The organism is Fredinandcohnia onubensis, from assembly GCF_002734215.1.
Classification (GTDB): Bacteria; Bacillota; Bacilli; order Bacillales; family Bacillaceae_L; genus Ferdinandcohnia; species Ferdinandcohnia onubensis.
Genome location: NZ_NSEB01000006.1, coordinates 323,700 through 343,664, shown reverse-complemented (window position 1 = coordinate 343,664; position 19,965 = coordinate 323,700). Strand labels below are relative to the sequence as shown.

Here is a 19,965-nt window from a genome sequence, read left to right as displayed (position 1 = left end):
GATTGAAAAAAAGAGAATCCCAATCATAATTGGGATTCTTTTAGCTTTGTTGAACTACAACACGATTTCTTTTAAAATAAAGGGATATGTCAAGAGTTCGAAAAGGAGAAAAACAATGGCACAAATATCTTCAGTTGAAAAACTATTTACCGTTATCGATAACACAGCAATGATCTTGATGGAAGAATTATCATGTACATACCTTGAGGCAGTTGCAGAAACAGGCGAAAATCTCTTCCAAAACACGATACTTCAGGATGAGCTTAGTGAACTATCAAAAAAGCGCATCGAGAAAGAGTACAGCCAGGTAAACCTAAAACAATATTCTGTTGAAGAAATTCGCAAAGCCTATCAGCTTGCCGCATTAAAAGGGATGAAAGAGGCAACCCAACCTAACCATGAAATGACTCCAGATGCTGTTTCTATTTTTGTGGGCTACCTCGTTTCAAAATTTACAGAGGGTTGGAAAGCTTTCAGTATTTTTGATCCGGCAGTAGGTACAGGAAACTTACTTACAACCGTTCTCAATCAAAATCAATCAAAAGAAATTGAAGCCTCAGCTATCGATGTTGATGATCTCTTGGTTAAAGTGGCATATGTAAGTGCAAACCTGCAGCAGCACTCCATTCAATTTTACAATCAAGATAGTCTACAGCCATTATACATAGACCCGGTAGACGTGATTGTTTGTGATTTACCTGTCGGTTATTATCCGAATGATATTGGAGCTGCTAACTTTGAGCTTCATGCAAAAGAAGGTCATTCGTATGCCCATCATCTATTCATCGAGCAAAGTATTAAATATACCAAGGAGGGTGGCTATTTATTTTTCTTAGTACCTAATCATTTGTTTACAAGTGAATATGCTAAGGAATTAAATGCATTCCTCAAAGAGAAATCTGTTATCCAAGGGATGATTCAGTTACCTTTATCCTTATTTAAAAATGAAAAAGCCGCTAAAAGCATTTTTGTCATTCAGAAAAAGGGGCCAGAAGTAAAGGCACCAAAGCAGGCCCTCCTAGCCAATTTACCAAAGTTTTCAAATCAAACGGCAATGGCAGGTATCATTAAGCAAATTGATGATTGGTTTAAACAAGAGAAGCACGAAATTAAATTATAAATGTTTAAGTATGGAGACCTCACGAATGGGGTCTCTTTTTTTGAATTGTAGCGTTTTCTATTATCTGAATTAAAGAACTTTATGGCGAAAACGGTACCAATTCAGCACTCTTCTTGAAATGTTTTGGTACCGATGTTTAAATGAGAATGGCATCTATGAAACAGTGTCGTTTTGCATAGAATAATGTAGAGTGAAAATTTACATACAAATAAAGATTTTAATCAAAAGGAGCGGACATAATGTCGAAAATCATTGCCATAAATGCAGGAAGCTCGTCACTTAAATTTCAACTTTTTGAAATGCCAAGTGAAGAGGTAATTACAAAGGGGATCTTCGAACGGATCGGCCTTGAGAAGGGAATTTTCACAATCTCAGTTAACGATGAAAAACAAACAACTGAAACAGAAATTCCTGACCATGCTGTCGCTGTACAAATACTCCTTGATAAATTGACAGAATTACAAATTATTCAATCGTTGGATGAAATTGAAGGAATCGGTCATCGGGTTGTACACGGAGGAGAAACCTTTGCAGATTCTGCTGTGATTACGAATGAAGTTATTGATGAAATAGACAAGCTATCAGAATTAGCTCCATTGCATAACCCAGCCAACCTAACCGGAATTAAAGCATTCCATGAAGTATTACCTAATGTGCCAGCGGTAGCCGTGTTTGATACAGCATTCCATCAAACAATGCCTGAGAAATCATTTTTATATAGTCTTCCTTATGATTATTATAAAGACTATGGTATTCGAAAATATGGTTTCCACGGAACATCCCATAAATATGTTTCACAACGTGCAGCTGAAATTTTAGAAAGACCTGTAGAACAGCTTCGAATCTTGTCTTGCCACCTTGGTAATGGTGCAAGTATTGCCGCAATTGAAGGTGGAAAATCCATTGATACGTCTATGGGCTTTACACCGCTTGCTGGTGTAACTATGGGGACACGTTCTGGAAATATTGACCCGGCATTAATCCCATTTATCATGGAGAAAACAGGTAAAACTGCAGATGAAGTTTTAGATGTGTTAAATAAAGAAAGTGGAATGCTAGGCGTTTCTGGATTTTCAAGTGACTTACGTGATATTGAGCTAGAAGCTAATGAAGGAAATAGCCGTGCTGAATTAGCACTTGAAGTATTTGCAAGCAGAATCCACAAATACATCGGTTCATATGCAGCGCGTATGCATGGTGTTGATGCTATTATCTTTACAGCGGGTATCGGTGAAAACAGTGATACTATCCGTGCAAGGGTATTAACAGGACTAGAATTCATGGGTGTATATTGGGATCCAGTTTTAAATAAAGTAAGAGGTAAGGAGACTTTCATTAGCTACCCACACTCACCAGTAAAGGTTATCGTCATTCCTACGAATGAAGAAGTCATGATCGCACGTGATGTTATGCGTTTAACCAAATAACGGATTTGAAGGACAAACTCTTAGTGGGTTTGTCTTTTTTTACTTTTTATAAGGATTGTTTCGTATCCTAGTGGTTTTCGGTTTTTTCTTTGTGGTGGTATAATATACATAGTGAATGCTGGAAACGGAGGATGATTATGGGTCTTACTGAACGAGAAATACAAATACTAACCGAAATTGATAAATGGTCGGAACAAATGCAACATGAACAGACGGATTTTGAAATGACGTATGACAAATGGCTGGAAAACTCGTTAAGCCTTATCCCTGAGAATGTACGGACTGAGTTCTTTTCAAAGCTAGATAATTGGCTATTCCATTTACATGCCATACTTCAAGGAACACAAATTCAAGTGGATGCAAGGGAACGTCTTATTCGTTCGGCACGTGTTTTTAATCAGGACATTGAAGATATCTCTGATTTAAAAGAATTAACCATAGATCAGCTTATATATTTAACCGAAAACCAGATTGCGAAGCATCGGCTTTATTCTTTTGCACAAGGGGGCTTATCTGGTACAGGGGGATTACTCTTACTTGGAACGGATATACCTGGGATAACGGTCCTTAATCTTCGTATTGTCCAATTAATTGCCATGACATATGGGTATGAAGTAAATACACCATATGAAATGATGACATCATTAAAAGTGTTTCATGCAGCTACACTGCCAAAACGCATGCGTTTCCAGGGCTGGGAGGAACTGACCCAGGGTGCCGATAGGTCTACCCAGAACCAATATTTTTATAATGGATCAGAAGATTTAACCGACGAAACTTGGCTTGAGCTCCCACTAAAACATATTGTGAAAGCGGTGGCTATTTCAGTTTTACGTAAGCGGATGATTCAAGGAATTCCTCTTGTTAGCATGGCGATTGGGGCAGGAATGAATTATCAACTAACAAGACAGGTTAGTGATTATGCCCATAATTATTATCGTTTACGTTTTTTGAAGGAAAAGGAGTATTAAGAAATGAGCGTTCAAGAGCATAAAAAAGCTTTACCCTCCACAATCAGATGTAAAGTTATTACAATAAGTGATACAAGAACAAAAGAAACGGACAAAAGTGGAAAACTTATGATTTCGCTACTAGAGGAAAATGATTTCAACGTTTTAAAATATGAAGTTGTTAAGGATGAGGAATCTTTTATCGAAAAAGCGATACGTGAAGGCTGCGAACATGAAGATATTGATGTTATTTTAACAAATGGGGGCACTGGAATCGCTAAACGTGATGTCACAATCGAAACGGTCACAAAATTATTAGATAAAGAAATCGTCGGGTTTGGTGAACTGTTTCGGATGTTAAGTTATACAGAGGACATAGGCTCAGCGGCCATTCTTTCAAGAGCAATTGCAGGTGTTAGCAATGATACAGCAATATTTTCAACACCAGGTTCTTCTGGAGCTGTAAAACTTGCTATGAATAAATTGATCCTACCAGAACTTGGCCATGTTGTCAGTGAAATAAAAAAGGATATCAAAAAGGTCTAATCATCAGGATTAGACCTTTTTTTAATGGTGTATTTTATTAGAAATTCCTTGATTCATTCTATACCATATCCATAAATCATTAATGATGGACGCACAATCGGAGATTTCGTTGTTAAGCTCACATGAACGCACGAAATCAAGTTCATTGCCAAGTTGTTCTTGTTTTTCGTTAATAATGGTTTCAATTTCTGCAATGCGATCAGGAATATGTCCTCTAATTTTTTCCCAATGGAACAAGATATGCTGTTGTGTTTCCACTGTATATTCTTCCCACTCTTTTTCTAAATCCGGGAGAAGAATCCCAAGTCGGTCATCAAAATGAAAAAAATCCATTATTACCACCCCTCGTAGGTCTTGCTATCATTTTACAATACTACTAATTTATATTCTATCTTAAAAGAAATTTTTATTTTTCTCAGTTTACTATTGAAAAAAGTAGGAAGAGTTGTTAAAGTAATACATTATAAATGTATAAATATAAAAACATATGAATTAATATTCGAAGGGGAGATACAACATGAGCAAAAAGAAAGTTGTTTTAGCATATTCAGGTGGTCTAGATACAAGTGTTGCAGTTAAATGGTTACAGGAGCAAGGTTATGAAGTCGTTGCTTGCTGTTTAGATGTAGGCGAAGGAAAAGACCTTGCGTTTATTAAAGAGAAAGCTATTACAGTTGGAGCTGTATCTTCATACGTAATCGATGCGAAGGAAGAATTTGCAAATGAATTTGCACTTGCCGCATTACAAGCACATACCCTTTATGAAGGAAAATATCCATTAGTTTCTGCATTATCTCGTCCGCTAATCGCGAAAAAACTCGTTGAAGTAGCTGAACAAGAAAATGCTGTAGCCGTTGCACACGGTTGTACTGGGAAAGGTAATGACCAAGTTCGATTTGAAGTTTCAATTAAGGCATTAAATCCTGATCTTGAAGTATTAGCACCTGTTCGTGAGTGGAGCTGGTCTCGTGAAGAAGAAATCGAGTATGCGAAGAAGCATAATATTCCAATTCCAATCAATTTAGATAGCCCATTTTCTATTGACCAAAACCTATGGGGACGTAGTAATGAGTGTGGTATTTTAGAAGATCCATGGGCTGCTCCACCAGCGGATGCATATGAATTAACAGCAGCTCTTGAAGAAACACCAAATACACCTGACATTATCGAAATCGATTTTGAACAAGGTGTTCCAACGACGATTAATGGTCAGCAGTACCCATTATCTGAATTAATTCTTGAATTAAACCAAATCGCTGGAAAACATGGTGTAGGTCGTATTGATCATGTGGAAAACCGTCTTGTAGGTATTAAATCTCGTGAAGTTTATGAGTGTCCTGGTGCGATGACTTTAATTACGGCACATAAGGAACTTGAAGACCTTACACTAGTAAAAGAAGTTGCACATTTCAAACCAGTTATCGAACAAAAGCTTACTGAATTAATTTACAATGGACTTTGGTTCTCACCACTGAAGGATGCATTACTTGGTTTCTTAAAAGAAACACAAAAAAATGTAAATGGAACTGTTCGTGTAAAACTATTCAAAGGTCATGCAATTGTTGAAGGACGTAAATCAGAAAATTCATTGTACGATGAGAAACTTGCAACTTATACTTCAGATGATGAGTTTGATCATAATGCAGCAGTTGGATTCATTTCATTATGGGGTTTACCAACAAAGGTTAATAGTATTGTAAATAACAGTAAGAAGGTTGAAGTATGAAAAAGCTTTGGGGAGGAAGATTCACCAAAAGTGCCGAAGCATGGGTAGATGAATTCGGTGCATCGATCTCCTTTGATCAGGAATTGGTGAAGGAAGACATCGAAGGAAGTATTGCCCATGTGACAATGCTAGGTAAATGCGGAATCGTTTCTAGTGAAGAAGCAAATACCATTAAGTCAGGGCTACTTACCTTATTAGAAAAAGCAAAAAATGATGAATTGGAATTCTCTGTTGCAAATGAAGATATTCATTTAAATATCGAAAAGATGCTAATTGATGAAATCGGACAGGTCGGTGGAAAGCTTCATACGGGACGAAGCAGAAATGACCAGGTTGCAACAGATATGCACTTATATTTGCGACAACAGGTAGACGAAATTATTAATCTTGTTGAGGAGCTTCAAGACGCAATCGTGGAACAAGCGGAGCAACATGTTGAAACAATTGCTCCTGGTTATACCCATTTACAAAGAGCACAGCCTATTTCATTTGCCCATCATCTGTTGGCCTATTATTGGATGCTTGAGCGTGATAAGGAACGTTTAACAGACTCGCTAAAGCGAATCAATATATCGCCATTAGGGGCTGGTGCTCTAGCGGGTACCACGTTTCCCATTGACCGATACTACAGTGCAGAGCTTCTAGGTTTTGAAAAAATCTATGAGAATAGTATTGATGCTGTAAGTGATCGTGATTTTATCATTGAATTTTTAAGCAATAGTTCAATGGTTATGATGCATCTATCACGTTTTTGTGAAGAGTTGATTTTATGGTCCTCACAGGAGTTTAATTTTATTGAGATGGATGATACTTTTGCTACGGGAAGTAGTATTATGCCTCAGAAGAAGAATCCTGATATGGCTGAACTCATCCGTGGTAAAACAGGAAGAGTTTATGGAAATCTGTTTGGTTTATTAACGGTTCTTAAAGGAACACCACTTGCGTATAACAAAGATATGCAAGAGGACAAAGAGGGCATGTTTGATACTGTGAAGACGGTAAAAGGATCTTTGAAGATTTTTGCTGGAATGGTTTCAACAATGAAGGTGAAAAAGGAAGTAATGGCAACTGCTGTTAAAAAGGATTTCTCCAATGCGACAGAGTTAGCTGATTATTTAGCTTCAAAGGGACTACCATTTAGGGAAGCACATGAAGTGGTAGGAAAGCTTGTGTTAATTTGTATTAAACGAGGTGTTTTCTTAAGCGATTTACCGCTTGAAGTGCTGAAAGAGGCATCTTCACTATTTGAGGACGATATTTATGAAGTTTTGAAGCCTGAAACCGCTGTTGCTCGCCGCAAGAGTGCAGGCGGTACTGGCTTTGATGAAGTACGTAAGGTTTTAGCGAAAATTAAACAAACAAAAAAATCGTGATCGATTCACGATTTTTTTGTTTTATATATTAAAGATCTTTCTCTGTTCGTACAACCATAACATCACATTTTGCATAACGTGTAATATTTTCAGATACACTGCCTAATAGGAAACGCTCGACAGCATTTAAACCAGTTGCGCCACATATGATTAAATCAATATCATGTTTTGGTGCAATTTCTTTTGCGATTTTTATTTTTGGTGAACCGAATTCTAATATTGTTTCGATCTCATCAATACCAGCTTCACTTGCCACTTCCTTATATTGGTTAAGTAATTCTTTTCCGTATTGCTCTGATTGTTCTGTTAAATTGTATTGATAAGCTCCAATCGTCGCAAACTGCTTTAAGTCAATCACGTGAGTAATACTAAGTGTTGCGTGATAACGCTTACAAACATCGATTGCTTTCTTAAAAGCCCATTCCGCTTCCTTTGAACCATCAACAGCTACAAGAACTTTTTTATAGGTAACTAGCATTTTTTTAGCCCCCTAAAATATGAAATTATCTTTCTACTATTATTATAGCACTGGCAAAACACATGAATATCATACATAATTGTATAAAATTTGAACTTTTTCTTGATTATTAGGAAGAAAAATACTATTATGTAAGTGTTTTCATGGTTGTTAGTATCGTATTTTAAGTTCAAGTAAGTAATCTATTGAAAATGAGATGAGGAGTGTTTTTCATGCGAATTGGGGTACCTCGGGAGATAAAAAATAACGAAAACCGTGTTGCAATGACTCCGGCGGGTGTTGTGAATCTTGTAGGCTTCGGTCATGAAGTGTATATTGAGACCAATGCGGGGGACGGATCAGGTTTTACGGATGAACAATATGCTAGTGCAGGTGCTACCATTGTTAGTACTGCAAGTGAGGCATGGCAGGTGGACATGGTTATGAAAGTAAAAGAGCCACTTCCAGAGGAATATCAATATTTCCGTGAAGGCTTACTCTTATTTACATATTTACATTTAGCTGCAGAGCCTGAATTAACGAAAGCTTTAGTTGAGAATAAAGTGATTGGGCTGGCATATGAAACTGTACAGCTCCAAAACCGTTCATTACCATTGCTAACCCCAATGAGTGAAGTTGCAGGAAGAATGGCGACTCAGATTGGCGCGCAATTTTTAGAAAAGCCACATGGTGGAAAAGGGATTTTACTAGCTGGTGTGCCAGGCGTTCATCGTGGTAAAGTAACGGTTATTGGTGGAGGAGTTGCAGGGACGAATGCAGCTAAAATGGCAATTGGTCTAGGTGCTCAAGTAACAATGATTGATTTAAATCCGGAGCGACTTCGCCAGCTTGATGATATTTTCGGAGCGGATGTAACTACACTAATGTCAAACCCGCTTAATATAGCGGAAGCGGTGGAGGAATCAGATCTTGTAATCGGTGCAGTCCTCATACCTGGGGCAAGAGCGCCAAAACTTGTAACGGAAGAAATGATTAGATTAATGGCACCAGGTTCTGTAGTCGTAGATATCGCGATTGATCAAGGCGGAATTTTTGAAACGACTGACCGAATTACAACCCATGATAATCCAACGTATGTCAAACATGGGGTCGTTCACTATGCTGTTGCGAACATGCCTGGAGCTGTACCACGTACATCAACTTTTGCACTGACAAATGTAACTGTTCCATATGCATTGTTAATTGCTAATAAGGGATTTAAACAAGCTTGCATCGAGAATGATGCGTTGTTTAAAGGGATTAATACTTTAGATGGATATGTTACCTACAAGGCAGTTGCAGAAGCACACGGAACTTCCTATTCAGATGCCAATACACTCTTAGAAAACAGATGAATTTTTGGGGATACCTTTCCTTAGGTATCCCTTTTATGTCCTCGAATCATTGTCACCATTTTTTATGCATAAAAATAAGATAAAGAAAGTCTGAATGAAGACAAACGTCTAACTAACTCGTAAGGGAGTGCTGAAAAATGGGTTCATCAGTTTTTTATAATGAATCGTTAGGCCGATTTGTTCATCGACCAGCTACTTCTTCGCCAGATAATCCAAATCAACAAACTTATTATTCTAATTTTGTTTCTGAACATATTAAACAGCAGGAGAAATATAATGAGCTCGTTAAAGAGTACATCAAAAGCAATGAAGGGCTAATCAAGCAATTAGCAGAAGAACAAAAAGGACTGCAACGCCAGTTTTTTAAATCTGAACAAAATCAAATGGAGAAGAATGAAAAGTTCTCTAAAAAAATGACGGAACAGAAAAACTTATTGGAGGTATTTGTGAGCTTTATGAAGAAACAAGAAAAATATAATGAGACAGCGGCGAAGCAACAAGTAGAACATAAAGAACAGCTTGAAATTCTCCAAAAAATTGTTCAAAATCAAGAAATCTTTAACAATAAAGTTTCTGAAAATATGAACCTAGTGAAAAAGCAATTTGACCAAATTATAGCTTCTCTAAAAAATCATGAATTGAAAAATGAGACCATTGCGAAACACTTTGAGGAAAATGACGAAAAAGACCAAGAAATTGCTGCCACCATCATAGAGCAAAAGGAATTATTTTTCAAGGTACTAAATGGTTTACAGGATAATAAAGAGCAATACGATATTTTATTTGATTATGTACGTAATCAGGATAATTTTAACCATAAGCTGTTTGAATACCTCTGCTCAAAATTTGAAGAGGAAAAAAATGCAGTGAATTAAGAAATGTGAAGGCTTCTAAAGTTCAAAAAGGACCGCTCAGGGTCCTTTTTGCATTTATTTTATGAGTAGTTCCTTAGGGAATTTTGTAAGTGTTTGGGCTCCATCAGCGGTGATAATCATATCATCTTCAATTCGAACTCCGCCAATTTCTGGAGCATAGATTCCTGGTTCAATTGTAAATACCATACCCTTTTGTAGGAGCATATCATTTGTTTCATTCATAGAAGGAAATTCATGAACATCAATTCCAAGTCCATGTCCAATTCGGTGGGTAAAATATTCACCATAGCCAGCATTGGATATAATGGTACGTGCTGCACGGTCGATATCGCCAATTCTTGTTCCTGGCTTACAAGTATCAACAGCTGCTAATTGGGCCTTTAACACAGTATCATAAACCTCACGTTGTTGGTCGGAAACCTCTCCAAATGCGACTGTTCTAGTGATATCAGAGCAATAACCGTCAAGAACAACACCTAAATCGAAAAGTACAAAATCTCCTTTTTGAATGGTTTCAAGTCCTGGTTTTCCATGTGGAGCAGCAGTTTTTAAACCTGTTAATACCATTGTATCAAAGGACATTTGGCGGATTCCTTTTTTCTTTAATTCAAATTCAATGGTGGCAAGTACATCTAATTCTGACTTTCCTTGGGCAATTGCCTGTACACCCACTTCTACTCCATAATCGGCAAGCTTTGCTGCGTCTTCTAGAATAGAAATCTCTTTCTCTTCTTTAATCATCCGTAGAGTATGTAATTTTTCCTCAGCTGAAACGAAAGATGTGGATGGGAATAATTTTTGAATTTGTTCAAAACGATCAACAGTTAAATGTTCTTTTTCAAGAGCTAATGATGAGATAGTAATGTTTCGTTTTGAGAGTGAATGTTGGATGAGTTCCCAAGGATTATCGGTATCACTATATCCAATAATTTCATACTCCCAGCCAGCATTACGTGCCTGGGCAAGCTCCATATTTGGACAAATCAAGATGGGCTCTTCATGTTGAAAAACGAATAAACCAAGAAGTCTTTCGTGTGGTTCGGTATAAAAGTTTGTTAAATAAAATACGTTTGGAGTAGACGTAATAAAACTACATGTAATGTCCTTTTCTGTTAACCAACTAGAAAGTTGTTGTAATCGTTGATTCATTCATAACACTTCCTTTTTAATAATAAGGGACACTGTTTATTTTAGCACTTTGTGGTTTGAAGCGGAAGGTGTGAGCCTTTTCCGATAATAGTATTCATTTTGGAGTAGGGTTTGATTTACGTAGGAAAAGGGTATAAAAAAGAAGGAAAGTAAGCATTTAAAAAGAAGTACTATATTAAGGTTTCTATATACAATTATGGAAGGGGAGATACATATGAAAGTATCCTATCATGGTCATTCTGTTGTAAAAATTGAAACAGGTGGAAAAACGATCATCATTGATCCATTTATCACAGGAAATCCTATTACAGATTTAAAAGCATCTGAAGAAAAAGTGGATGTCATTTTACTTACACATGGTCACGGAGATCATGTTGGAGACACTGTAGACCTTGCTAAGCGCAACTCGAGTCTTGTGGTAGCTCCAAATGAACTTGCGGTCTATTTAGGCTGGCAAGGCTTGAATGTACATCCGATGCATATTGGTGGTGCCCATCAGTTTGATTTTGGGAAGGTAAAGTTTACTTTAGCTTTCCATGGTTCAAGTGTCGAAATTCCTGAAAAACAGGAATTTGTTTACACAGGTATGCCAGGTGGCATCTTGTTTAGTGCTGAAGGAAAAACAATCTACCATGCAGGAGATACCGCATTATTTTACGATATGAAATTGATTGGTGAGCTTAATGAGATCGATGTTGCCTTTCTGCCAATTGGGGATAATTTCACGATGGGACCAGATGATGCACTCATTGCAGCAGAGTGGTTAAAAGCCAAAACTGTCGTGCCGATTCACTATAATACGTTCCCAGTGATTAAGCAGGATGCTACCGATTTTGTCTCAAGACTTACATCGGCTGAGGGCAAGGTTTTATCAGCAGGTGACGCAATTGAATTGTAAAACGAACAAAGGCGTGAGGAATCACGTCTTTTTTTTCTGCTTGCTTCATAGAATGATACAAGCATATGTAAGGAGGTAAAAGGATGCATAATAGATTGTTACTATGTTTATTGCTTTGTGGTGTCTTACTTTATTACGGTGTTCCTAGACTATCAATCGGAGCGGAAGGTTTAGAAGGAGTATTCGCTCTTTCATGGCTAGTTTTTGCCTTGATTGTAGTGAGTGGAAACCTTATTGGGTTATTATATAACCCGAAGTCTGCTCAGAAAACGACAAGTCCACAAGCAGTCACTGCAAAACGTCGACAAAGAATGCGGAATTACTAGTATAGTCATATCTAATAAAATTGAATAAACCTTGCTTCACCCTTATAATAAGAGATAAGACATAATGGAACTAGACAAAGAATGATTATTAGAGGGTGAAGAGCTTGGCGACAAAGCATGAGCAAATTTTACAGTATATTGACACACTTCCGATTGGTGAGAAAATTTCAGTTCGACAAATTGCAAAGGATATGAAAGTGAGCGAAGGAACGGCTTATCGTGCCATAAAAGATGCGGAAAATAAAGGATATGTGAGTACTATTGAACGTGTCGGAACCATTCGTATTGAACGAAAAAAGAAAGAAAACTTTGAAAAGCTAACCTTTGCTGAGGTTGTCAATATTGTTGATGGACAAGTGCTTGGGGGAAAAGCAGGGCTGCATAAAACACTCAATAAATTTGTTATCGGTGCTATGAAGCTAGAGGCAATGATGCGTTATACAGGTGCTGGAAACCTATTAATTGTTGGTAACCGGACAAAAGCACATGAGTATGCTTTAAATGCAGGAGCTGCCGTTTTAGTGACCGGTGGTTTTGACACAGAAGATGAAGTGAAAAAGCTTGCAGATGAGTTGCAACTTCCAATTATTTCGTGTAGTTACGATACTTTTACGGTTGCAACGATGATCAACCGTGCTATCTATGACCAGCTCATAAAAAAAGAAATTGTCTTAGTTGAGGATATCTTAACGCCTAAAACCGAGACCGTAAGCCTTCATACCTCAGATAAAGTAGAGAAATGGTACGAACATAATACCGAAACAGGTCATGGTCGCTATCCTGTCGTTGATCATCAATCAAAGGTTGTTGGGATGGTAACAGCAAAGGACATTATGGGACAGGATCCAAATACGCTCATTGAAAAGGTGATGACTAAACAACCAATGACCGTTAATGGAAAAACATCGGTTGCATCTGTATCACATATGATGGTGTGGGAAGGTATTGAAATGCTGCCGGTTGTGGATCAATCGAATCGTTTGCAAGGGATTATTAGTCGTCAGGACGTACTAAAGGCTATGCAAAATATTGGTCGTCAACCTCAAGTAGGAGAAACGATTGATGATATCGTGACAAATCAATTTGTGGATATTTCTGCTGATGGTGAAGCGATTTACCAATGTGAAGTAACCCCACAAATGACAAATCACTTGGGCACTATTTCCTACGGAGTATTTACAACCATTGTCACAGAGGCAGCGAGTAGGGTACTAAAATCCTTTAAAAAAGGAGATTTGGTTATCGAGAATATGACGGTTTACTTTATGAGACCCGTTCAAATTGATAGTCTAATGGAAATTCATCCAAGGGTTCTAGAGGTTGGGAGAAGGTTCGGTAAGGTTGATGTTGAAGTTTTCCATGGCGGAGTCGTTGTTGGAAAAGCAATGATGATGGCACAGCTAATTGAAAGATAAGGATAAGCACGAACAAAAAAAGACGCTATTACGCGTCTTTTTCTAGGTCTAATTAACTTTGTTGTTCAGCTTCTTTTAGTACATATGGAAGATAATGTTTATAAGCACGGAATCCTGCCCAAATACTTCCACCACCAACTAGTATTAGGACTGTCCCAATTACATATGAAATCGTAGATGGATGAACGAAATACGTATTTAAACCAAATAGCGTAACAAAAAGTCCTAAGGCAATACTAGATTTCGCTGAGAGCCATTGTTTTTCAATTGGACGTCTTGTGCGGAAGTATTTTGTTTTATAATAAAAATAAAATACAAGTGCAAATATGATTAGAAAAACGAGAATTTGCATGAGAAGTTTCCTCCAATTCTAGATTACTATACCTATTGTAACCAGAACCAATTCAAATTGCTAGTGAATAGAATGTGGAAACTTGGTGACGAAATGAACTGAAAAAGGAGAACTCTTATGATTCAATCTATTCTTAAAAAAATAAGTGATTTTGAGACGATCATCATTCATCGCCACGTACGACCAGACCCTGATGCCTATGGCTCACAGTGTGGTCTAGCAGAAATTCTAAAAGCATCCTACCCTACTAAAAAAATATTTGTAGTTGGTGAGGATGAGCCCTCCTTACTTTTTCTAAAGGAAATGGACCAAATTCCGGATGAGATGTATGAAGAAGCATTAGTGATTGTCTGTGATACTGCAAACCAGGGGAGAATTTCAGACGTGCGTTATAATCGTGGGAAAAAATTAATTAAAATTGATCATCATCCGAATGAAGATCCATATGGAGACCTTTTATGGGTCGATACAAGTGCCAGCTCTTGCAGTGAATTGATCTACGAGCTTTACCTCCAAGGGAAGAATCAGGGTTTAACTCTTTCAAAGGAAGCAGCGAGACTTCTTTTTGCTGGAATTGTTGGAGACACAGGTAGATTCTTGTTTCCTAGTACAAATCCAAAGACATTTACATATGTCGGAGAATTAATTGAATTTGGTTTTCATTTTCCTGATGTTTACGAGAATTTATATAAAACGAAGGAAAATGTAGCACGCCTTAGTGGTTATGTCCTTCAAAATTACAAAGTTACCGAAGATGGTGTAGGATCTATGGTGATTTCAGATGAGATTCTGAAAGAATACAATGTAACGCCTACAGAAGCATCTCAATTGGTAAGTAACTTAGGGAATATTGAAAATATCAAAGCATGGGTGTTTTTCGTGGAGGAAAAAGATCAAATCCGTGTTCGCTTGCGTTCTAAGGGACCTGTGATAAACGGGATAGCAAAAAAATATAACGGCGGTGGGCACCCACTTGCATCAGGGGCCACCATTTACTCGTGGCAAGAGGTCGAAAACGTTATCTCTGATTTACGTAAGGTTTGCAATCAGGTAACCTAAAAAAATAAAGTCGCTCCTTTTGCGTGCGACTTTATTAGCCATCTACCTTAACTGGGATAAACCATGAACCTAGATCGGTTACTTCTTCAAGAACATTGAGATCTAAGGCTTGAATTTCTTTTTTTAACGCATTTACAACTTCTGGGGATTCTGCATAAGCGGAGTACCCATTTTTGATTCTCGCCATTTTTTCATTTAATACTTTTCTCCGGTTAATATACATAAATTCCCTCCTTATGTGTTTTCTTTTATTTTATTGCAATTTCGTCTAAAAATGCTACATTATTTTTAAATTTTCTAAAAATTAATACAAATTCGTAACAAAATCTTCATTTTTCCAAAAAACAAAAAGCCTCCGGAAGGAAGCTATGTTAGTTGACTAGTTCTATATTTAATGAAATTTCAAGTGTTGTATCGACAAAAACCGTGTGAATTTTGAGTTTGTATGTTTTATCGTCCATTTCGTAAAGCCTATTTTCAATTGTTCTAAACAGAAGGTCTTTGTTTTTCGATAATGATTGAATATCCTGTCCGATTAATGAGTTAAGGTCCTCCAACACTGCGGTTTTCATATGGTGGAGATCCAGTGAACTGAGTTCTACTTTTTTTCTGTTTGCGAACACGATCTCAAAATCTTGGATTTTTAGCTTGCTTTTATTTTCTTCATTTAGCTTTTTTGCATCCTCAATTAAAATTTCTTTGCTTTTTTTTAGATCGGAAATTTCAAGCTCTTGTTCCGAAATTTTTTGTATTTGTTTATCTTGCAGTACCCCAAACTGAAATAAAAAGACAAACCAACTAATCAAGGCACCGATAACAACACCTGCGAAAAATCGTTGCCAGCCTGGTTTTTCATGATAAGGGGGGACTCTCATTATGAGATATGCTCCTGGGTGAACCATTCAATAATTCTCCATCCGAACTGTGCTCCACCCATTGCAGAAACAATCAGCAGAAATTGTTTAAAAACATCTTTCGTTTGACCTAAAAATATACCTCTTTCAAAACTATAAAAAGCATCAAATGTTCCACCAATTGCAGCAACAAGTGCCCAAATCTTTAACTTGCTGGCAACCGAATAGATTTCAGATAAAGGCGCTTGACCCGAAATGAAGGCACCGAGACCTCCGATAAGGGAACCTCCCAAAAGTACCCCAAGCGCAATAAAAAAACTATGAATAAATGCAGGCATAAACGCCTCTTTTACTTCCATGTGGACACCTTCTTTTAAATAATTGTTAGTTGCGGAAGCTTTTACTACATGTATATGGACAAACAATCCATTCTATGAGTTTTGTTTTGCTTGTTTCATAAATAGGTCTATAATTGAAGTATCAGATAGGTAAGGACGAAATTAATTAAATGAAAAAGGTGTGATTTGATTGCCTTTTGTTCATCTTCAGGTTCAAAGTGCTTATAGCCTCTTATCAAGTGCTGCAAAAGTTGAAGCTTTGGTTGAAAAAGCGAGCAGTTTAGGGTTTAAAGCATTGGCATTAACCGATGAAAACATAATGTATGGGGCGATAGCCTTTTATAAGCAATGCAGGAAACATGGTATTAAACCGATTATTGGCATGACGGCTTCGGTGTTAGCTGAAGAGGAACAAGGTCATGATGTGGCTTATCCTGTAGTATTACTTGCAAAAAATAATAAAGGCTATCAAAATCTATTAAAAATAAGTAGTGCGATTCAGACAAGATCAAAGGTTGGAATCCCAAGAAGATGGTTATCCCAATATCGCGAGGGAATAATTGGGATTTCTCCTGGTCGTGAAGGAGATATTGAACGAAGTATTAAAGATGGACAATATGAGGAAGCCATTCGACGAGCAAATTCTTATAAACAAATCTTTGAACAGGATAGTTTTTACTTAGCGGTTCAAAATCATAACTTGCGAGAGAATGTAGACGTCAATCATAAACTATTCCAAATTGGAGCAGAGTTAAACGTCCCATTGGTTGCTACAAACCAAGTTCAATACATCGAGCAAGGTGATTCATTTGCTCATGAATGCTTACTGTCAATTAAAAACAATACAAAACTATCAGATGAAAATCGAGTTGTTTTTCCAAGCAAGGAATATTATTTAAAGAGTCCATCACAGATGAGTGAACTTTTTTCAGATACACCAGAGGTTCTTGAAAATACATTACGCATTGCTAAGCAATGTAATGTGGAAATTGAATTAGGGAAATTTGCATTACCTAAATATCCAGTTCCAAATGAAGAATCTGCAGAGGATTATTTATCACGAATATGTTTAAAAGGATTGCATGAAAGGTATCAAAATCCTACCGATGAACAGTTTGAACGACTTCAATATGAGCTTCAAGTAATCAAAAAAATGAATTTTAGTGATTACTTCTTAATTGTTTGGGATTTTATGAAGTATGCTCATGAGAATGGAATAGTGACTGGTCCAGGAAGGGGTTCTGCTGCCGGTTCTTTGGTGGCCTATGTTTTACATATCACAGATGTTGACCCACTCGAACATCAATTATTATTTGAACGATTTTTAAACCCAGAACGAATTTCTATGCCTGATATTGATATTGATTTCCCTGATAATCGACGTGATGAAATGATTGAATATGTTTCAGAAAAATACGGCAGACTCCACGTTGCTCAAATTATTACGTTTGGAACACTAGCTGCAAGAGCTGCATTACGTGATGTTGGCAGAGTAATGGGTATCTCTCCCAAGGAGGCCGATTTTCTTGCCAAACAGGTTCCTAGCAAACTCGGAATTACACTTCAGCAAGCATATGAGGAATCGCAAGGGTTAAGGGACTATATTCAAAATATCGAAATTGGACGGAAAATCTTTGAAACAGCCAAAAAAATTGAAGGTCTTCCTAGACATACTTCTACACATGCGGCTGGTGTTGTGATAAGTGAACAGCCACTAACCGATTTAATTGCCATTCAGGAAGGACATAATGAAATCTATCTAACACAATTTCCGATGGAAGTGCTCGAAGAAATTGGTCTCTTAAAAATGGACTTCCTTGGACTACGAAATTTGACGCTGATTGATAATATCCACTCCTTGATCCAACGGGGAACTGGAAAGAAATTGGATCTTTCTAGAATATCAATGAATGATCAAAAAACATTTGCATTGCTAGGTAAAGGAGATACAACGGGGGTATTCCAACTGGAGTCAAGTGGAATGCGAAGTGTTCTCGTAAGGCTACAGCCAAGTGATTTAGAGGATATTGTTGCTGTAAACGCGCTATATAGGCCAGGCCCAATGGAAAATATTCCACTCTATATTGCTAGGAAACATAAAAAAGAACCGGTTCAATATCCGCATCCAGACCTTGAACCTATACTTGAGAAGACATATGGTGTGATTGTGTATCAAGAGCAAATTATGCAGATTGCTTCTAAAATGGCTGGTTTTAGCCTTGGAGAGGCTGATTTATTAAGAAGAGCCGTAAGTAAAAAGAAAAAAGAGGTACTAGATAAAGAAAGACAACATTTTGTGCAAGGTAGCTTAAAAAAAGGCTACACTGAACAAACAGCAAATGAAATTTATGACTTAATCGTCCGGTTTGCCAATTATGGGTTTAACCGAAGCCATGCTGTTGCTTACAGTATGATTGCGTATCAGCTTGCCTATTTAAAAGCTAACTATCCACTTTATTTTATGGCTTCATTACTGACAAGTGTAGTTGGCAATGATGATAAGCTTGGGCAATATATACGCGAATCCAAACAAATGGGGATTTCCATTTTGCCCCCATCTATTAATAAAAGCTACTATCCTTTTATTGTAGAGAAAAAAGCAATCCGTTTTAGTTTGGCGGGAATTAAGAGTGTAGGGGTTGCAGCCTTAAAAGAAATTATTGAGACGAGAAAAGTTAAGCCTTATTCAGACCTCTTTGATTTTTGTGTTAGAACATCGATGAGGAGTATTAATCGTCGTACAATAGAGGCCTTAATTTGTTCAGGAGCCTTTGATGAATTTGGGGAACACCGAGCGACTCTATTAGCAACTTTAGATGTTGCGATTGAACATGCCGAACTCGTCCGACCAAAAAATGATGAAAATCAAGTCGAGATGTTTTTTGAGGATGATTTTGGACTTAAACCAAAATATGTTGAGGTTGAACCATTTAAGGAAATGGAAAAACTTCGCTTTGAAAAGGATGCACTAGGCTTTTACTTATCAAGTCATCCAATTACTAGTTATTCGGCTTATCTAAAGAAGCACGGAGCAATCTCGATTTCGGAGGCTTCACATTATCTACATCAAAATGTTGTTATAGGTGGATTCATCACAAAAGAAAGAACGATTCGTACAAAAAAAGGTGAGGTAATGGCCTTTTTGACAATTAGTGATGAAAGCGGGGAATTAGAAGGCGTTGCATTTCCAAGAACCTATACACAGTCAGCAAAGCTTTTAAAAAATGATGCTTTAGTTTTACTGAAGGGTAAGCTTGAGAGTCGAAATAATCAACTACAGCTGATCATTAACCAAGCTGAGGCCTTACCCGATAAAGTGGAGATGCCGGAAGATGAGAAGAAACTTTTTGTTAGAATGGAAAGAAAGGATCAAGCAGCTCAAGTGCTTGTAAACTTAAAAGAATTATTAAAGCAATATCCTGGGGATACCCCGGTGGTCCTGTATTATGAAGAAACACAAAAAACAATGCAGCTCCAACAAGAACTGTGGGTTAGTCCTAATCAAGAATTTTTATCCGAAATAAGAGAATTGATGGGACCTCAAAATGTGGTGATTCACTAATAAACCACTTTACATGAACAGCAATTATGTTATATTGTAATAGAAAAGCGAAGTGGCCATACCACTTATTTTTGATTAATTAGAAAATTCTATTTTACTAGCTTTATTCATAATATGTTGGACAAGTTTTTAACTACTTAAATAGTATGACAAACAATTGGTGGAAAAATTGCTGCCACCAAG

General features: G+C 37.2%; 20 protein-coding genes. 13 read left to right on the top strand and 7 right to left on the bottom strand.

The genetic code is table 11. From position 1 onward, the window contains the following. Positions 1-115 precede the first annotated feature (115 nt). From CKK03_RS08550 to CKK03_RS08535, 4 genes are all read left to right on the top strand, one after another. Positions 116-1,120 carry a class I SAM-dependent methyltransferase gene (locus CKK03_RS08550; RefSeq protein ID WP_099362177.1) on the top strand — a complete coding sequence of 335 codons (1,005 nt, stop codon included), beginning with the start codon at positions 116-118 and terminating at the stop codon, positions 1,118-1,120. A gap of 239 nt (positions 1,121-1,359) precedes the next feature. Continuing rightward, positions 1,360-2,547 (top strand): acetate kinase, encoded by a 1,188-nt coding sequence (locus CKK03_RS08545; protein WP_099362176.1) that lies wholly within the window; start codon positions 1,360-1,362, stop codon positions 2,545-2,547. A gap of 137 nt (positions 2,548-2,684) precedes the next feature. Next, positions 2,685-3,518, top strand: coding sequence for an EcsC family protein (locus CKK03_RS08540; protein WP_099362175.1), 834 nt, complete (start codon positions 2,685-2,687; stop codon positions 3,516-3,518). Positions 3,519-3,521: 3 nt separating this feature from the next. Next, a complete protein-coding gene (locus tag CKK03_RS08535; protein ID WP_099362174.1) occupies positions 3,522-4,043 on the top strand; it encodes a MogA/MoaB family molybdenum cofactor biosynthesis protein in 522 nt (173 codons plus the stop codon). Positions 4,044-4,064: 21 nt separating this feature from the next. Here the strand turns inward: CKK03_RS08535 and CKK03_RS08530 are convergent, their stop codons facing one another. After that, positions 4,065-4,376 carry a hypothetical protein gene (locus CKK03_RS08530; protein ID WP_425432849.1) on the bottom strand — a complete coding sequence of 104 codons (312 nt, stop codon included), beginning with the start codon at positions 4,374-4,376 and terminating at the stop codon, positions 4,065-4,067. Positions 4,377-4,560: 184 nt separating this feature from the next. Here CKK03_RS08530 and CKK03_RS08525 point away from each other — a divergent pair, with 184 nt between their 5' ends. Then, positions 4,561-5,769 (top strand): argininosuccinate synthase, encoded by a 1,209-nt coding sequence (locus CKK03_RS08525; RefSeq protein WP_099362173.1) that lies wholly within the window; start codon positions 4,561-4,563, stop codon positions 5,767-5,769. Next, entirely contained in the window at positions 5,766-7,142 is a 1,377-nt protein-coding gene (gene argH, locus CKK03_RS08520; RefSeq protein WP_099362172.1) for an argininosuccinate lyase, read from the top strand. The genes CKK03_RS08525 and argH overlap by 4 nt, the downstream gene beginning before the upstream one ends. 28 nt (positions 7,143-7,170) lie before the next feature. Here the strand turns inward: argH and CKK03_RS08515 are convergent, their stop codons facing one another. Beyond that, complete coding sequence (locus CKK03_RS08515; protein WP_099362171.1) at positions 7,171-7,620, bottom strand: universal stress protein; 450 nt, start codon at positions 7,618-7,620, stop codon at positions 7,171-7,173. A 212-nt stretch (positions 7,621-7,832) separates the two neighbouring features. Between CKK03_RS08515 and ald the strand changes: the two genes are divergently transcribed. Together ald and CKK03_RS08505 are read left to right on the top strand one after the other, a co-directional pair. Continuing rightward, positions 7,833-8,954: an alanine dehydrogenase gene (gene ald / locus CKK03_RS08510; protein WP_099362170.1), complete on the top strand. Its 1,122-nt coding sequence runs from the start codon at positions 7,833-7,835 to the stop codon at positions 8,952-8,954. A gap of 137 nt (positions 8,955-9,091) precedes the next feature. After that, positions 9,092-9,829, top strand: a complete 738-nt coding sequence (locus tag CKK03_RS08505) for a hypothetical protein (RefSeq protein ID WP_099362169.1) — start codon at positions 9,092-9,094, stop codon at positions 9,827-9,829. Between the two features lie 54 nt (positions 9,830-9,883). Here the strand turns inward: CKK03_RS08505 and CKK03_RS08500 are convergent, their stop codons facing one another. Beyond that, positions 9,884-10,978 carry a M24 family metallopeptidase gene (locus CKK03_RS08500; RefSeq protein ID WP_099362168.1) on the bottom strand — a complete coding sequence of 365 codons (1,095 nt, stop codon included), beginning with the start codon at positions 10,976-10,978 and terminating at the stop codon, positions 9,884-9,886. Between the two features lie 214 nt (positions 10,979-11,192). On the opposite strand from CKK03_RS08500, the gene CKK03_RS08495 reads away from it, so the two are divergent. The 3 genes from CKK03_RS08495 to CKK03_RS08485 all read left to right on the top strand — a co-directional run bounded on the left by CKK03_RS08495 (position 11,193) and on the right by CKK03_RS08485 (position 13,617). Continuing rightward, entirely contained in the window at positions 11,193-11,876 is a 684-nt protein-coding gene (locus CKK03_RS08495; protein WP_099362167.1) for a metal-dependent hydrolase, read from the top strand. 83 nt (positions 11,877-11,959) lie between these two features. Further along, positions 11,960-12,202, top strand: coding sequence for a hypothetical protein (locus tag CKK03_RS08490; protein WP_099362166.1), 243 nt, complete (start codon positions 11,960-11,962; stop codon positions 12,200-12,202). 104 nt (positions 12,203-12,306) lie between these two features. Continuing rightward, a complete protein-coding gene (locus tag CKK03_RS08485; RefSeq protein WP_099362165.1) occupies positions 12,307-13,617 on the top strand; it encodes a CBS domain-containing protein in 1,311 nt (436 codons plus the stop codon). 52 nt (positions 13,618-13,669) lie between these two features. Here CKK03_RS08485 and CKK03_RS08480 read toward each other — a convergent pair whose 3' ends face one another. Further along, the gene (locus CKK03_RS08480; protein ID WP_099362164.1) at positions 13,670-13,969 is read right to left on the bottom strand and encodes a YtpI family protein; all 300 of its coding nucleotides are present in this window, start codon (positions 13,967-13,969) and stop codon (positions 13,670-13,672) included. 117 nt (positions 13,970-14,086) lie between these two features. Here CKK03_RS08480 and CKK03_RS08475 point away from each other — a divergent pair, with 117 nt between their 5' ends. Further along, positions 14,087-15,028 (top strand): DHH family phosphoesterase, encoded by a 942-nt coding sequence (locus CKK03_RS08475; protein ID WP_099362163.1) that lies wholly within the window; start codon positions 14,087-14,089, stop codon positions 15,026-15,028. Between the two features lie 34 nt (positions 15,029-15,062). Here the strand turns inward: CKK03_RS08475 and CKK03_RS08470 are convergent, their stop codons facing one another. From CKK03_RS08470 to ytrH, 3 genes are all read right to left on the bottom strand, one after another. Continuing rightward, positions 15,063-15,251 carry a YtzJ family protein gene (locus CKK03_RS08470; RefSeq protein WP_099362162.1) on the bottom strand — a complete coding sequence of 63 codons (189 nt, stop codon included), beginning with the start codon at positions 15,249-15,251 and terminating at the stop codon, positions 15,063-15,065. A 148-nt stretch (positions 15,252-15,399) separates the two neighbouring features. Continuing rightward, entirely contained in the window at positions 15,400-15,930 is a 531-nt protein-coding gene (ytrI, locus tag CKK03_RS08465) for a sporulation membrane protein YtrI (protein ID WP_142354011.1), read from the bottom strand. Further along, positions 15,903-16,241 carry a sporulation membrane protein YtrH gene (ytrH, locus tag CKK03_RS08460; RefSeq protein ID WP_099362160.1) on the bottom strand — a complete coding sequence of 113 codons (339 nt, stop codon included), beginning with the start codon at positions 16,239-16,241 and terminating at the stop codon, positions 15,903-15,905. The genes ytrI and ytrH overlap by 28 nt, the downstream gene beginning before the upstream one ends. A gap of 169 nt (positions 16,242-16,410) precedes the next feature. Between ytrH and dnaE the strand changes: the two genes are divergently transcribed. Further along, positions 16,411-19,782 (top strand): DNA polymerase III subunit alpha, encoded by a 3,372-nt coding sequence (dnaE, locus tag CKK03_RS08455; RefSeq protein WP_099362159.1) that lies wholly within the window; start codon positions 16,411-16,413, stop codon positions 19,780-19,782. Positions 19,783-19,965: the final 183 nt, after the last annotated feature.